The 14820-nt window shown below is 69.6% G+C and carries 15 protein-coding genes; all 15 read left to right on the top strand.

Going from position 1 to position 14820, the window contains the following annotated elements; all coding sequences use genetic code 11:
• Window positions 1-84: 84 nt before the first annotated feature.
• The 15 genes from ACGG9C_RS16815 to der are packed head-to-tail and all read left to right on the top strand — an operon-like array spanning window position 85 to window position 14565.
• Window positions 85-1119 carry an HAD-IIA family hydrolase gene (locus ACGG9C_RS16815; RefSeq protein ID WP_390178938.1) on the top strand — a complete coding sequence of 345 codons (1035 nt, stop codon included), beginning with the start codon at window positions 85-87 and terminating at the stop codon, window positions 1117-1119.
• An 18-nt stretch (window positions 1120-1137) separates the two neighbouring features.
• Window positions 1138-1350 (top strand): hypothetical protein, encoded by a 213-nt coding sequence (locus ACGG9C_RS16810; RefSeq protein ID WP_194385617.1) that lies wholly within the window; start codon window positions 1138-1140, stop codon window positions 1348-1350.
• A complete protein-coding gene (locus ACGG9C_RS16805; protein WP_286717675.1) occupies window positions 1347-2147 on the top strand; it encodes a TlyA family RNA methyltransferase in 801 nt (266 codons plus the stop codon). The genes ACGG9C_RS16810 and ACGG9C_RS16805 overlap by 4 nt, the downstream gene beginning before the upstream one ends.
• The gene (locus ACGG9C_RS16800) at window positions 2144-3109 is read left to right on the top strand and encodes an NAD kinase (RefSeq protein WP_071043720.1); all 966 of its coding nucleotides are present in this window, start codon (window positions 2144-2146) and stop codon (window positions 3107-3109) included. The genes ACGG9C_RS16805 and ACGG9C_RS16800 overlap by 4 nt, the downstream gene beginning before the upstream one ends.
• Window positions 3106-4803 carry a DNA repair protein RecN gene (gene recN, locus ACGG9C_RS16795; RefSeq protein WP_194383345.1) on the top strand — a complete coding sequence of 566 codons (1698 nt, stop codon included), beginning with the start codon at window positions 3106-3108 and terminating at the stop codon, window positions 4801-4803. The genes ACGG9C_RS16800 and recN overlap by 4 nt, the downstream gene beginning before the upstream one ends.
• A gap of 14 nt (window positions 4804-4817) precedes the next feature.
• On the top strand, window positions 4818-6512 hold the full coding sequence (locus ACGG9C_RS16790) for a CTP synthase (protein ID WP_071043719.1): 1695 nt from the start codon (window positions 4818-4820) through the stop codon (window positions 6510-6512).
• Window positions 6505-7086, top strand: a complete 582-nt coding sequence (locus ACGG9C_RS16785) for an NUDIX domain-containing protein (protein WP_390178937.1) — start codon at window positions 6505-6507, stop codon at window positions 7084-7086. The genes ACGG9C_RS16790 and ACGG9C_RS16785 overlap by 8 nt, the downstream gene beginning before the upstream one ends.
• 1 nt (window position 7087) lies before the next feature.
• The gene (gene xerD / locus ACGG9C_RS16780; RefSeq protein WP_390178936.1) at window positions 7088-8011 is read left to right on the top strand and encodes a site-specific tyrosine recombinase XerD; all 924 of its coding nucleotides are present in this window, start codon (window positions 7088-7090) and stop codon (window positions 8009-8011) included.
• A gap of 53 nt (window positions 8012-8064) precedes the next feature.
• The gene (locus tag ACGG9C_RS16775) at window positions 8065-8970 is read left to right on the top strand and encodes a ParA family protein (protein WP_390178935.1); all 906 of its coding nucleotides are present in this window, start codon (window positions 8065-8067) and stop codon (window positions 8968-8970) included.
• Window positions 8954-9811: a ScpA family protein gene (locus tag ACGG9C_RS16770; RefSeq protein WP_071043715.1), complete on the top strand. Its 858-nt coding sequence runs from the start codon at window positions 8954-8956 to the stop codon at window positions 9809-9811. The genes ACGG9C_RS16775 and ACGG9C_RS16770 overlap by 17 nt, the downstream gene beginning before the upstream one ends.
• Complete coding sequence (scpB, locus tag ACGG9C_RS16765) at window positions 9801-10406, top strand: SMC-Scp complex subunit ScpB (RefSeq protein WP_390178934.1); 606 nt, start codon at window positions 9801-9803, stop codon at window positions 10404-10406. Before ACGG9C_RS16770 ends, scpB begins: the two co-directional genes overlap by 11 nt.
• Window positions 10403-11179 carry a pseudouridine synthase gene (locus tag ACGG9C_RS16760; RefSeq protein WP_071043713.1) on the top strand — a complete coding sequence of 259 codons (777 nt, stop codon included), beginning with the start codon at window positions 10403-10405 and terminating at the stop codon, window positions 11177-11179. The genes scpB and ACGG9C_RS16760 overlap by 4 nt, the downstream gene beginning before the upstream one ends.
• Window positions 11176-12312: a prephenate dehydrogenase gene (locus tag ACGG9C_RS16755; protein WP_390178933.1), complete on the top strand. Its 1137-nt coding sequence runs from the start codon at window positions 11176-11178 to the stop codon at window positions 12310-12312. The genes ACGG9C_RS16760 and ACGG9C_RS16755 overlap by 4 nt, the downstream gene beginning before the upstream one ends.
• Window positions 12305-13039 (top strand): (d)CMP kinase, encoded by a 735-nt coding sequence (cmk, locus tag ACGG9C_RS16750; protein WP_083336399.1) that lies wholly within the window; start codon window positions 12305-12307, stop codon window positions 13037-13039. Before ACGG9C_RS16755 ends, cmk begins: the two co-directional genes overlap by 8 nt.
• Window positions 13039-14565, top strand: a complete 1527-nt coding sequence (gene der / locus ACGG9C_RS16745) for a ribosome biogenesis GTPase Der (protein WP_390178932.1) — start codon at window positions 13039-13041, stop codon at window positions 14563-14565. The genes cmk and der overlap by 1 nt, the downstream gene beginning before the upstream one ends.
• Window positions 14566-14820 lie beyond the last annotated feature (255 nt).

Genomic DNA, 14820 nt, shown 5'->3' with positions numbered 1-14820 from the left:
CTCTTTTCACGGTAATGGCCACCCAAAGCAGGGTGGCCATTACTCGTTAAGAGCCGTTCTCGAGGGCATCTCGGAAGGACACGCATGGCATTGTTCGGGCGCTCCGCCGGTCGTACTCCGCTTGAGGGTGTCGACACTGTTCTGGCGGACCTCGATGGCGTCGTGTACGCGGGGTCCGGCGCGATTCCGCACGCTGTCGACAGTCTCATCCGCGCGGCGTCTGATCGCCGTCTCGGTTACATCACCAACAATGCGTCGCGAACCGACGCGTCGGTGGCGGCGCATCTGCGCGACCTCGGTCTGCCGACGGAGCCCGCGGACGTAGTCACCAGTCCGCAGGCGGCGGTTCGGCTGCTCGCCACACGTGTGCCGGCCGGCTCGACGATCCTGGTCGTGGGCGGGGACGGCCTCGTGTCCGAGATCGAGAAGCATGGCTTCGTCGTCACGCGAAGTGCACAGGACCGACCCGCGGCTGTCGTGCAGGGCTTCGCGCCCGAGGTGGGGTGGACCCAGCTCGCCGAAGCGGCATTTGCGCTCGCGACCCCCGAAGACGACGGCGGCATCCCGTGGATCGCGACGAACACCGACTGGACGATTCCGCAGGCCCGGGGGATCGCGCCCGGGAACGGCACGCTCGTCTCCGCCGTCCACACGGCCGTCGGTCGTCTCGCAACGGTCGCCGGCAAGCCCGAGGTACCGATCTTCGAGGAGGCTGTTGCGCGGTTCTCCTCTCGCGCACCTCTGTTCCTCGGTGACCGGCTCGACACGGACATCCTCGGTGCCAATCGCGCGGGCATCGCTTCGGCTCTCGTCCTGACGGGAATCGACCGTCCCAAGCATGTGCTCGCCGCTCCGTCCGGCTCGCAGCCGACCTACGTGCTCTCGGACCTTCGAGAGCTGCATGAGCCGTATCCGGAGGTCATCCGGAAGGACGGCGTCGTACGCGTTCGCGATGCGCGCGTGCGGATCGACGGCGCGGACGTGAGCATCCTGGCGGCGGGTGGATCGCAGATCGATCTTCTCCGCGCGGGAGCGCATGCCATCTGGGATACCGGACGGCAGATCTTCGGCTTCCGGGTTCCGGACAGGCTGTATGCCGATCCGTTCCCTCGCCCCTGAGACACGTAGCATGTGGGGATGGAGAGCCTGCCGAACCCTGCACCGCCGACGGGCGTCGACACCTCTTCTCGCGAGGCTGATCCGGTTTCGGACGGGATGGATCTCGTCTCCCGCCTCGAGGTGATCGAGGCTCAGCCTCTTTCTGTGCGCGCCGACGCCTATGGCTCCATCCACGATGAATTCTCAGCGCGCCTGGATGCCGATGTGACCGGGCGCGCCTCGCGCTCATGACGTCGCGCCTCGACGCGGCTCTGGCTGCGCGCGGTCTCGCGCGCTCCCGTACTCACGCCGCCACACTGATCGGTGCGGGTCTGGTCACCGTCGACGGGGCGACCGTGGTCAAGTCATCCACGCGCGTCGCTGACGACGCGCGCATCTCGGTCGCCGCCTCCGACCACTACGTCAGCCGTGCCGCTCACAAGCTGATCGCGGGCCTCGATGCATTCGACGTAGCAGTCTCGGACCGCTGCGCTCTCGATATGGGAGCGTCGACGGGTGGTTTCACCCAGGTTCTGCGCGAACGCGGTGCCGCACCGGTGATCGCCGTCGACGTCGGTCACGGCCAGCTCGATCCGGTGATCGCAGGGGACCCTGGCGTGACGAGCCTCGAAGGCTACAACGTTCGGCACATGGATGCGGAGGGGCTGCGAGCGGCCAGTGGCGTCGCCGCACCGCCGTCGGTGGTCACGGGAGACCTGTCGTTCATCTCGCTGGCGCTCGTGCTTCCCGCCGTCGCCGCGACGATGGCGGCAGGCGGCGACGCGGTGCTGCTGGTCAAGCCCCAGTTCGAAGTGGGACGCACTGCCGTGCGCGGCGGCCTGGTCACCGATCCGGCGCTTCGCGCCGAGGCTGTCGCGGATGTGCTGTGGAGCGCCTGGGACGCCGGGTTGGGCACCCGCGGGGTCATCGCCTCGCCACTGACCGGCACGCACGGCAACGCGGAGTATCTCGTGCATCTCGCCGCGGGCACCGGCGCGAATCCGACAGAATGGCTGGACACGATCTCCGAACTGACAGGAGCCCGATGACCGACTCCGAGCGGTACATTCTCGTCGTCGTGCGCGGCGGTGATGACACCCGCGACGCCGCGGAGAGCGTCATCACGGCGCTGCGCGTCGCGGGCGCCGTGCCCGTTCTCGACGAGGTCGACGCGGCCGAGATGTGCGCGGCTCGCCCTGACGTCGACGGTCTGGCAGTGCTCGGACGAGACGTGCACGTGTCACAGATCGAACTGGCGATCGTGCTCGGCGGCGATGGCAGCATCCTGCGGGCGGCGGAACTGGTGCGTGGCGGAACGGCGCCGGTGCTCGGCATCAACCTCGGGCACGTCGGATTCCTCGCCGAGAGCGAGCGGGACGACATGGACGAGGCGGTCCGTCGCGTCATCTCACGCGAGTACGAGGTCGAGGAGAGACTCGCCCTCCAGGTGCGCATCAAGGATGACACCGACACCGTCGTGTACGAGACCTGGGCGCTGAACGAGGCGACGGTGGAGAAGGCCGCGCGGGAACGGATGCTCGAGGTCGCGATCGAGGTGGACGGGAGGCCGCTGTCGGCGTTCGGCTGCGACGGGGTGGTCGTCTCGACCCCGACCGGGTCCACCGCCTACAACTTCTCGGCCGGTGGTCCCGTCATCTGGCCGACCGTGCAGGCGATCGCCGTCGTGCCGCTGTCGGCGCACGCGCTGTTCGCCAAGCCGCTCGTGGTCGGCCCCGACCACGCGGTCGCGATCGAGCTCATCGAGGGAACCGGGGGCAGCGGGGTGCTCTGGTGCGACGGACGTCGCTCGCACGAGCTCCCGCCGGGAGCGCGCGTGGTCGTGCGGCGGGCGACCGATCCCGTTCGGCTCGCGCGGCTCCACCAGGCCGCGTTCACGGACAGACTGGTGCGCAAGTTCCGACTGCCCGTGGAGGGATGGCGCGGACCGGGCACCTCGCCGACAACGGCGACGCTGCGCACGTCGCCCCCCGAGGGGGAGGGGCACCCGTGATCGAGGAGATGCGTCTTCGCGATCTGGGGGTGATCGCCGAGGCGACCCTTCCCATCGGTCCCGGGTTCACCGCGATCACCGGAGAGACCGGCGCGGGCAAGACGATGGTCGTGACCGGGCTGGGGCTGCTGCTCGGGCAGCGGGCGGATTCCGGCGCTGTGCGAGCGGGCGCCGGGCGGGCCTCGGTCGACGGCGTGTGGATCGTCCCGAAGGCGGGCGCGGTCGTCGACCGCGTACGAGACGCCGGCGGTGACGTCGAGGAACTGGGCGACGGACGCGCGGAGCTGTTCGTCGGTCGCTCGGTGTCGCGCGAGGGTCGTGGCCGAGCGTCGGTCGGCGGACGGGCCGCGCCCGCCGGGGTGCTGGCGGATCTCGCCGAAGAGCTCGTCGTCGTGCACGGGCAGTCCGATCAGCTCCGCCTGCGCTCCGCCGTCGCACAGCGCGACGCCCTCGACCGCTTCGGCGGCGCCGAGATCGCGGCTCCGCTCGCGGCGTATCGAGACGCGTACGACCGCTGGCGTGCCCTCGACGCGGAACTCACCTCGCTGACCTCCGACCGCGACGATCGCCGGGCGGAGGCCGAACGTCTCCGGGCCGAGATCGCAGAGATCGAACAGGCGGCGCCGCAGCCGGGCGAAGATGCCGAGCTCACGGCGCGCGCCGAGCGGCTGGCCAACATCGAGGAGCTCCGCATGGCCGCGGCCACCGCCCACGAGGCGCTCTCCGGCGAGTCCGGGGGGCCCGACGCCACCGCGCTCCTGGCCGATGCGCGCCGTGCCGTGGAGAGGGCGTCCGATCGCGACGCCGAGCTGGCGGCGTTCGGCGAGCAGCTCGCCGAGATCGGGTATCGGGTCACCGACCTCGCGACCGAGATCGCCGCGTACCTCGCCGATCTCGATGAGTCCGGACCACACGAGCTGGCCGCCGTCGAAGATCGGCGTGCGGTGCTCGGATCGCTCGTCCGCGCGCACGGCAGCCTCGAGGCCGCGATCGATCTTCTGGACACGGGTTCGGCACGCCTGGCGGAGCTCGACGACGACGGCGATCGCCTCGACCGCCTGGCCGCGGAACGGGATGCGGTTGCGACAGAGCTCGACGCGGCAGCCGACGCACTGACCGCCGCCCGCACCGCGGCCGCGAGCCGACTGGCCGATGCGGTCTCGGCGGAACTGCGCGACCTGGCCATGCCGGATGCGGCCGTGACGGTCGAGGTCTCTCCGGCGGGCCCGTCGACGGCCGGGCGGGATGACGTGCAGATCCTGTTGGCCCCGCATCCCGGGGCTCAGCCGCGGCCCGTCTCGCGTGGCGCATCGGGGGGAGAGCTCAGCCGAGTCATGCTCGCCATCGAGGTCGTGATCGCCGCGACCGACCCCGTTCCCACCTTCGTGTTCGACGAGGTCGACGCCGGCATCGGGGGAGCGGCGGCGATCGAGGTCGGTCGGCGTCTCGCCCGACTTGCACGGTCGTCTCAGGTGATCGCCGTCACGCATCTCGCGCAGGTGGCGGCCTTCGCCTCCAATCACCTCTCGGTCGTCAAAGCGAGCGACGGATCCGTGACGGCCTCGAGCGTGCGCCGCCTCGAGGGTGCCGAACGAGAAGCCGAGATGGCCCGGCTGCTGTCGGGCATGCCCGACAGCGATGCCGCTCTCACCCACGCGCGCGAGTTGCTCGACCTCGGCGCGGAACGCGACTGATAGGATCGAAGCCCGTGACGCAGACTCCCGGTGACGGACTTTCCCCCCACGACACCACGAAGCACATCTTCGTGACAGGCGGTGTCGTCTCCTCCCTCGGCAAGGGTCTCACGGCGGCCAGCCTCGGCAACCTGCTCACGGCGCGAGGTCTTCGCGTCGTGATGCAGAAGCTCGACCCCTACCTGAACGTCGACCCGGGAACGATGAACCCGTTCCAGCACGGCGAGGTCTTCGTGACCGACGACGGTGCCGAGACCGATCTCGACATCGGTCATTACGAGCGCTTCCTCGACATCGAGCTCAGCCAGGCCGCCAACGTCACGACCGGTCAGGTCTACTCGCAGGTGATCGCGCGCGAGCGGCGAGGCGAGTACCTCGGCGACACGGTGCAGGTGATCCCGCACATCAGCGACGAGATCAAACGCCGGATGCGTCTGCAGGCCGACGAGACGCCGAAGCCCGACGTGATCATCACCGAGATCGGCGGCACCGTCGGCGACATCGAGTCGCAGCCGTTCATCGAGTCTGCCCGGCAGATCCGTCATGAGCTCGGACGCGGCAACGTGTTCTTCGTCCACGTCTCCCTCGTGCCGTTCATGGGTGCGTCGGGGGAGCAGAAGACGAAGCCGACGCAGCACTCGGTCGCCGCGCTCCGGTCGATCGGCATCCAGCCCGATGCGCTCGTGCTGCGCAGCGACCGGCCCGTCACCGAGTCCAACAAGCGCAAGATCGCCCTCATGTGCGACGTCGACGAGGACGCGGTGGTCAACGCCGTCGACGTGCCGAGCATCTACGACATCCCGTCGATGCTCCACGACCAGCACCTCGACTCCTACATCGTGCGCGCGCTCGGTCTCGAGCGCGCCACCGACGTGGACTGGTCTCGATGGGCACGAGTGCTCCAGGCGGTGCACAATCCGAAGCACGAGGTGACGATCGGCCTCGTCGGCAAGTACATCGATCTGCCCGACGCCTACCTGTCGGTCACGGAGGCGGTCAAGGCCGGCGGGTTCGCCCACGAGACGCATGTGAACATCACCTGGATCCCGTCCGATCTGTGCGAGACGCCCGACGGCGCTGCGAAGGCGCTCGGCGGCCTCGACGGCATCATCGTCCCCGGGGGCTTCGGCATCCGCGGCATCGAGGGGAAGCTCGGCGCGCTGAGATTCGCCCGGGAGCAGGGGATCCCCACGCTGGGCATCTGCCTCGGCCTGCAGTGCATGGTCATCGAGTACGCGCGGAACGTCGCCGGCATCGACGGGGCCTCGTCGAGCGAATTCGATCCCGGCACGCCGGCTCCGGTCATCGCGACCATGGCCGAACAGGTCGACATCATCGATCGCGGCGATCTCGGCGGCACCATGCGCCTGGGGCTGTATCCCGCCGACCTCGGCGAGGGGTCTCTGGCCGCGGAGGTCTACGGCGCCGCACGGATCGAAGAGCGGCACCGTCACCGGTACGAGGTCAACAACGCCTACCGCGACGCGATCGCCACCGCCGGGCTGCGCTTCTCGGGCCTGTCGCCGGATCGCAACCTCGTCGAGTTCGTGGAGCTGCCACGGGACGTGCATCCGTACTACATCGCCACGCAGGCGCATCCGGAGCTCCGCTCGCGCCCGACCGACCCGCATCCGCTGTTCCGTGGGCTCATCGGAGCAGCCCTGGAGCGACACCGTTCGAGCGAGCTGTTCGATGTCGACGATGAGTGAGTCATTGAGCGACGAGCCCGTCGAGGTCGAGATCGTCGACACCGAGCTCGTGTACGAGGGTCGTGTGTGGGATGTGCGCAGCGACACCTTCCGCTACGGCGGGGGCGAGATCGTGCGTCAGTACGTCGATCACCCCGGTGCCGCCGCGGTCGTCGCCGTCGACGACGAGGGCCGGGTGCTGCTCATCCAGCAGTACCGCCATCCGATCCGTCGACGCGACTGGGAGATCCCGGCGGGGCTCCTCGATGTCGAGGGCGAGGAGCCGCTCGAGACGGCGCGACGCGAACTCGCCGAAGAGGTCGACCTCGAGGCGGAGCGCTGGGAGAGTCTCGTCAGCATCTTCACCACCCCGGGAGGCAACGACGAGGTCGTGCACCTCTTCCTCGCACGGGGCCTGCGTTCTGTCGGAACGCCTCACGACCGTGAGGACGAGGAAGCCGACATCCGTCAGGAGTGGATGCCTCTCGGACAGGCCGTCGAGGGCGTGCTCGCCGGCCGATTCCGCAACGGGATCCTCGCCGTCGGCGTGCTCGCGGCGTCTCACCGGCTGCACGAGGCCGCGGCGAAGGACTGACGTGCACGTCGATCGTGCCGTCGACGCGTATCTGCGCCACGTCACGGTGGAACGGGGCCTGTCGGAGCATACCCTCGGCGCCTATCGGCGCGACCTGGCGGTGTACTCCGCGTGGCTGAACGACCAGGGGATCACCGACACGTCCGGCATCGTCTCCGAGACGGTCTCGGCGTTCATCGCCGAGCGGGCCGCCCAGGATCCGCCACCGGCATCGAGTTCGCTCGCACGCCTGCAGTCCTCCGTGCGGGGCTGGCATCGATTCCTGGTGCGCGAAGAGATCGAGCGTTCCGACCCCGCGGCCCGGCTGCGCCCGCCGCGAGCGCCTCGACGCCTTCCGAAAGCCCTCCGGATCGACCAGGTCGAGGCTCTCCTGGATGCTTCCGGTCCCTCGCCGGCGGCCGCAGTCCCCGGCGATGAGATCGGCCTGCGCGACCGTGCGCTCCTGGAGCTGCTGTACGCGACGGGTGCGCGCGTTTCAGAGATCGTGCAGCTCGACGTCGACGACATGGCGCACGGAGACATCGTCAGGGTGCGCGGCAAGGGCGCGAAGGAGCGCATCGTCCCGGTCGGGTCCTACGCGCAGGCAGCCGTCGAGGCCTATCTGACCCGTGCGCGTCCGGAGCTGTCGCGGCGCGGTCGGGCGACGCCTCGGCTGTTCCTCGGCGCACGCGGCGCACCCCTGTCGCGGCAGAGCGCGTGGTTGGTGCTGCAGCAGGCGGCCGAGCGCGCATCGCTCACCGCCCATGTTTCCCCCCACACGCTTCGCCACTCGTTCGCCACCCACCTGCTCCAGGGCGGGGCGGACGTCCGCGTCGTGCAGGAGCTGCTCGGACATGCGTCGGTTGCGACGACCCAGATCTACACGCACGTGAGCGTCGATGCGCTGCGCGACGTGTACGTCACGTCGCATCCTCGCGCGCGCTGACCCGCGGGTCAGCCGGGCCTGGCGCCGGGGGATGACTAGAATCGGTGCACGTTATGGCGAAGGCAGGAGAGTCGGTGGCGGCAACCAAACGCGGCGAGACGAAGGCGTCCGGTGACGAGACGGTCCTCGGTCCGACCGGGCGGCCCTATCGCGGATTCGCCACTCCGCCCGCGCTCGATGGGCACGGCCCCGCGCGCATCGTGTCCCTGTGCAACCAGAAGGGCGGAGTCGGCAAGACGACGACGACCATCAACCTCGCAGCGGCGCTGGCCGGATACGGCCGCAAGGTGCTCGCCGTCGACTTCGACCCGCAGGGCGCCCTGTCGGCCGGCCTCGGCATTCAGACGCACGACATCCCGACGATCTACGACCTGCTGCTGAACACCAAGCGCGACCCGCACGAGGTGATCGTGCCGAGCCGCGTCGACGGTCTCGACATCATCCCGGCCAACATCGATCTCTCGGCTGCGGAAGTTCACCTCGTCAACGAAGTGGCGCGCGAGCAGATCCTCGCCCAGGTGCTGCGCAAGGTCGCCAAGGAGTACGACGTCATCCTCGTCGACTGCCAGCCCTCGCTCGGTCTGCTCACCGTGAATGCGCTCACCGCGAGCCACGGCGTGATCATCCCGCTGGAGTGCGAGTTCTTCGCACTGCGCGGTGTCGCGCTGCTCATCGAGACGATCGACAAGGTGCGCGACCGCCTGAATCCCACCATCACCCTCGACGGCGTCCTGGCGACGATGTACGACCCTCGCACCCTGCACTCGCGCGAGGTGCTGGAGCGCGTCGTCGAGGCCTTCGGCGACGATGTGCTCGAGACGGTGATCGGCCGCACGGTGAAGTTCCCGGACGCCTCGGTCTCGGGCATGCCGATCACGGAATTCGCGCCCGAGCACTCGGCCGCCCAGGCGTACCTGCGCCTGGCTCGAGAGCTGGTCGACCGTGGCGCCGTCGCCTGAGCATCCCGAGGACACCGCCGCGGAATCGGACGATGCCTCGCTCGTCGCGGCGGAGGATGCCGGTGACGGCTTCCGGGTATCGCTGGGCGTGTTCGACGGTCCCTTCGACCTGCTGCTTCAGCTCATCTCGAAGCACGAACTCGACATCACCGAGGTCTCCCTGAGCCGAGTGACCGACGAGTTCATCGCGTATCTGAGAGACCTCGGGCCCGACGAGCTCGACGAGGCTTCGGAGTTCCTCGTCGTCGCGGCCACCCTCCTGGACATGAAGGTCGCGGGTCTCCTGCCGCAGGGCGAACTGGTCGACGCCGAGGCCGTCGCGCTGCTCGAGGCGCGAGACCTGCTCTTCGCACGCCTGCTGCAGTACCGGGCCTTCAAGGAGGTGTCCGCCTGGTTCGAGCGGTCCCTGCGCCGCGAGGACCGGCGTCACACCCGCTCGGTGAAACTCGAGGACAAGCACCGTTCGGCCGTGCCTGAGCTGGTGTGGACGCTCAGTGCCGACGACTTCGCGGCGATCGCGATGATGGCGTTCGCGCCCAAGGAGATTCCGCTGGTCGGCCTGGACCACCTGCACGCGCCGCTCGTCAGCATCCGGGAACAGGCGGCCGTCGTGGTCACGTTGCTTCGGGATGCCGGAACCCTCAGCTTCCGTGATCTCGTGTCGGGTATCACCCAGACGGGCATCATCGTCGCTCGATTCCTGTCGGTGCTCGAGCTGCACCGTCACGCGGCACTGTCCTTCGAGCAGCTCGAGCCGCTCGGGGAGCTCACCCTGCGCTGGACGGCACCGCGCTGGTCCGACGAGAACCTCGCCACTCTGGGAGCCGACTATGACCGATGACACGAACGCGATCGAGCCGCCGACCCGCCCGCAGGACACCGGCTCGGTCGTCCGGCGGCTGGAGGCCATCCTGCTGGTCGTCGACGAGCCGCAGAGCCTCGTGAGCCTGGCGACGGCCGTGGGGAGCCCCGTCCCTGCCGTGCGTCAAGCGGTCGAGGCTCTCGTCGCCGACTACGACGGCGAGTCCGGCGGTCCCCGCCGCGGCTTCGAGCTGCGCGAGGTGGGTGGCGGATGGCGACTGTACGTGCGTGAAGAGCATGATGACGTCGTGCAGGAGTTCGTCAGCGGACAGGCGCCGTCCCGGCTGTCGCAGGCGGCGCTGGAGACGCTCGCTGTCATCGCCTACAAGCAGCCGATCACGCGCGGGCAGATCGCGTCCATTCGAGCGGTGAACGTCGATTCCGTCGTGCGTACCCTCCTCGCCCGCGGCCTCATCACCGAGCTGTTCGCCGATCCGGATACCGGCGCCTTGAACTACGGCACGACGGATGCGCTGCTGGTGAACCTGGGCATCAATTCCCTCGACGAGCTCCCGCCGATCTCGCCGCTGCTCGACGACGGCTCGACCGGATTCGACGCGGAGGTGATCCGATGACCGCCGCGGGACCCGAAGGTGTGCGGCTGCAGAAGGTGCTCGCGCAGGCGGGTGTGGCGTCGCGCCGCGTGGCCGAAGAGATGATCGTCGCCGGCCGGGTGCGCGTGAACGGGGTCGTCGTCACCGAACTCGGCACCCGCATCGCCCCCGAGACCGATCTCGTCGATGTCGACGGCACGGCCGTGCAGCTGGATGCCACGAAGCGCTATGTGATGCTCAACAAACCGCGAGGTGTCGTCAGTTCCCTGCGCGACGACCGGGGGCGCCCCGATCTGCGCCGCTACACCGACCGCTTCGAGGAGCGCCTGTTCAATGTCGGTCGCCTCGACGCCGATACGAGTGGCCTGCTCGTGCTCACCAACGACGGTGAGCTGTCCCACGTGCTCGCGCACCCGTCCTTCGGCGTCACCAAGGTCTACATCGCCAAGGTGGCGGGGCGGGTGAGCGCGCAGACGGTCGCCGCCCTGCTTCGCGGCATCGACCTGGACGACGGCCCGATCGCGGCCGACAAGGCGCGCATCCTGTCGACGAGTGCCGCGGGCGACGGGTCCCTCGTGGAGCTCACCCTGCACTCGGGTCGCAACCGTATCGTGCGACGGATGATGGACGCCGTCGGCCACCCCGTCGAGGATCTGGTGCGTCGCCAGTTCGGACCGCTCCACCTGGGCACGCTCCCAGCCGGCAAGACCCGGGAATTGACTACAGTGGAGCGCGGCGCGCTGCTGACCCTCTCTCGCGGCGGCCCATCCACCCCCTCTCCGGAGAATCCGTGACCGACGCCTTCGATCAGCCACGCGCCGGCGGCATCGACCGCCTGTCTGCGCGCTCGTCGGGGACCGTGCGCGTCGTCGGGGCGGGGCTGCTCGGCGCGAGCATCGGGCACGCGCTCGTCGCCCTCGGCGTCGACGTCGTGCTCGCCGACACGTCGCCGGCGCAGCTTCGTCTGGCGATCGACTACGGTGCCGGCCGAGCCGCGCGCGAGGACGACGACCCGTCGCTGGTGGTCGTCTCCGTGCCGCCGGATGTGACCGCCGACGTCGTCGCCGCCGAGCTCGCCCGTTTCCCGGACGCCGTGGTCACCGACGTCGCCAGCGTGAAGCTCGAGCCGCTGCGGGCGCTGCGCGAGCGCGGCGTCGACCTCACGCGCTACATCGGATCGCATCCGCTGGCCGGCCGTGAGCGCGGGGGAGCGATCTCCGCACGTGCGGACATCTTCATCGGGCGTCCCTGGGTCGTCTGCCGTGATCGCGAGACCCGCGCAGCCGACCTCGCGGTCGTCGAGGGCTTGATCCTCGACCTCGGAGCCACGCCCATCGAGATGTCGCCCGAGGAGCACGACCACTCCGTCGCCCTGGTCTCCCACGTGCCGCAGCTGGTCGCCAGCCTGCTCGCCGGCCGTTTCGTCGACGCCCCCGAGGGGTCGCTGCGTCTGGCCGGTCAGGGCGTGCGCGACACCACCCGAATCGCGGCGTCCGCCCCCGAACTGTGGGTCCAGATCCTCGGCGCCAACGCGGCGCCGGTCGTCGACGTTCTCGACGAGCTCGCCGCGGACCTCACGCAGGTGGCGGACGCGCTCCGCGACCCCGAAGCCACCGGCGCCCGCCGCGCCGTGGCCGATACCATCCGGCGCGGCAACGACGGCGTCGAGCGCCTCCCCGGAAAACATGGCCAGAACCGTCGTTTCGAGAGCGTCGTCGTGATGGTCGACGACCGGGCCGGGCAGCTCGGCCGGCTGTTCGGCGACCTCGGCGACCTCGACGTGAACGTCGAGGACCTGCGCCTGGAACACTCCCCGGGCGCACAGTTCGGTCTCGCCGAGATCAGCGTCGCCCCGGGCGTCGTGCATCGCTGCGTCGACGGACTGCAGGCGCGCGGCTGGAAGATAGCGAGTACAACCCATGACTGATCTGTCCACACCCGCGGGGGCCACGCCACCCGCACCCACTCCGTCGTCTGGCGAGACCTCACCCGTGACCATCGTCGCGGTCGACGGTCCCGCCGGCAGCGGCAAGTCGAGCGTGTCGAAGGAGGTCGCCCGCCGGCTCGGGTTCGGCTACCTCGACACCGGAGCGGCATATCGCGCGCTCGCATGGCACGCCGTCGAGCGCGGCGTCGACACCTCCGATTCCGCCGCCGTCCTCGATGCGACCGGCGACTTCGAGTACGCCATCTCGCTCGACCCCGACCGGTACTGGGTGCGTGTCGGCGACGTCGACGTGACCGATGCGATTCGGCAGACCCGGGTGACGGAGGCCGTCAGCGGGGTCGCCCGCGTGCCGGCCGTGCGCCAGTCCGTCAACGCCATGTTCCGCGCCATGGTCGTCGGATCCGGCCGGGTCGGCGTGGTCGTCGAAGGGCGTGACATCACCACGGTCGTGGCTCCGGATGCGCCGGTGCGCATCCTGCTGACCGCCGCCCCCGAGGTGCGCGCCGCGCGCCGCAGCGCCGAGCTCACCGGCGACGACACCGCGGCTGTCGCCGACGCGCTGCGTCGTCGCGACTGCGCCGATTCGAAGGTCGTCGACTTCCTCACCGCCGCGGAAGGCGTGACAGTGGTCGACTCGACCGAGCTCGACTTCGAGCAGACCGTCGACGCCGTGCTCGGCGTCGTCGCCGAGGGAGGGGTGCGCTGATGGCCGCCGACGAGGAATACACCGCCGGCCCCGACGATCTCGAGGCCACGCTCGCCGACATGGACGATGAGCTCGCCGACCAGCGGGCCACCGCGCTGCGCGCGTCGTTGCAGGACTACGATCTCGACGACGAGGACGCCGCGCTGCTGGATGGCGCTGTGGTGGGCGAGGACGGCATCGAGTATCTGCCGGCGCTGCCTGTCGTGGCGATCGTCGGGCGCCCGAACGTCGGCAAGTCCGCGCTCGTGAACCGCATCCTCGGCCGTCGTGAGGCCGTGGTCGAGGACACCCCCGGAGTCACGCGCGACCGAGTCACGTACAAGGCCGAGTGGCTCGACCGTCGCTTCTCTCTCGTGGACACCGGCGGGTGGGAGCCGGATACCCGCGGCATCGACGCGTCCGTCGCCGCGCAGGCCGAGGTGGCGATCGATCTGTCCGACGTGGTGCTGTTCGTCGTCGACGCGATGGTGGGGGCGACCTCCACCGACGAGCACGTCGTCAAGCTCCTCCGCAAGAGTGGCAAGCCGGTCTTCCTCGTCGCCAACAAGATCGACGACGCGCGTCAGGAGCCTGAGGCGGCAGCGCTGTGGAACCTGGGTCTCGGTCAGCCGCACCCGGTCTCGGCGATCCACGGTCGCGGGGTCGCCGACCTCCTCGACGAGATCATGAAGGTGCTCCCGACCGTCTCGGCCGTGGCATCCGCCGAGATCGGCGGACCGCGCCGGGTCGCGATCCTCGGCCGCCCGAACGTCGGAAAGTCCTCGCTGCTGAACAAGGCCGCCGGTGAAGAGCGGGTCGTCGTGAACGAGCTCGCGGGCACCACCCGCGACCCGGTGGATGAGATCGTCGAGCTGGGCGGCAAGATGTGGCGCCTGGTCGACACGGCCGGCATCCGCAGGCGTGTGCACCTATCGCAGGGCGCCGACTTCTACGCATCGCTGCGCACGTCGGCGGCGCTCGAGAAGGCGGAGGTCGCGGTCGTCGTGATCGACGTGACCCAGCCGATCAGCGTGCAGGACCTCAACATCATCGACCTCGTGCTCGAATCGGGCCGGGCGCTCGTGATCGCCTACAACAAGTGGGATCGCCTGAACGACGACGACATGGACGGGCAGGACCGGCGGCGGTTCCTCGAACGGGAGATCGAGCGCGACCTCGCGCACGTCGCCTGGGCGCCTCGCGTGAACATCTCCGCGAAGACCGGCCGTCACCTCGACAAGCTCGTGCCCGCGCTGGAGACCGCCCTCGCGTCGTGGGATCAGCGCATCCCGACCGGCAAGTTCAACGCGTTCCTCTCGGAGCTCGTGGCCGAGCATCCCCACCCGCTGCGTGGCGGCAAGCAGCCGCGCATTCTGTTCGGCACGCAGGCAGCGAGCCGACCGCCGACATTCGTGCTGTTCACCACGGGCTTCCTCGACCCGGGCTATCGCCGGTTCATCCAGCGGCGCCTGCGCGAGATCTACGGCTTCGAGGGTTCGCCGATCGTGCTGAACATGCGCATCCGCGAACGCCGCCAGCGATCCTGATCCCTCCGAGCCTGAGGCGCGGCGCTTCTCCCCGGCTGCGGGCGGCGCTTCTCCCCAGCTGTGGGCGGCGCTTCTCCCCAGCCATGTCCCACTTTCTGTCGCTATGAGCCCGCAGAAGAGCGGTTTCTGGGACATACCTCCCGGCGATCGGCAGCCATGTCCCACTTTCTGTCGGTGTGAGCCCGCAGAAGAGCAGTTTCTGGGACATACCTCCCGGCGATCGGCATCCATGTCCACTTTCTGTCGGTGTGGGCC

It is taken from the genome of Microbacterium sp. MTN4-26 (genome assembly GCF_042846595.1).
GTDB classification, from domain to species: domain Bacteria; phylum Actinomycetota; class Actinomycetes; order Actinomycetales; family Microbacteriaceae; genus Microbacterium; species Microbacterium luteum.
Note: the sequence above shows the minus strand (reverse complement) of the source record. Positions and strands in the feature narration are given on the sequence as shown.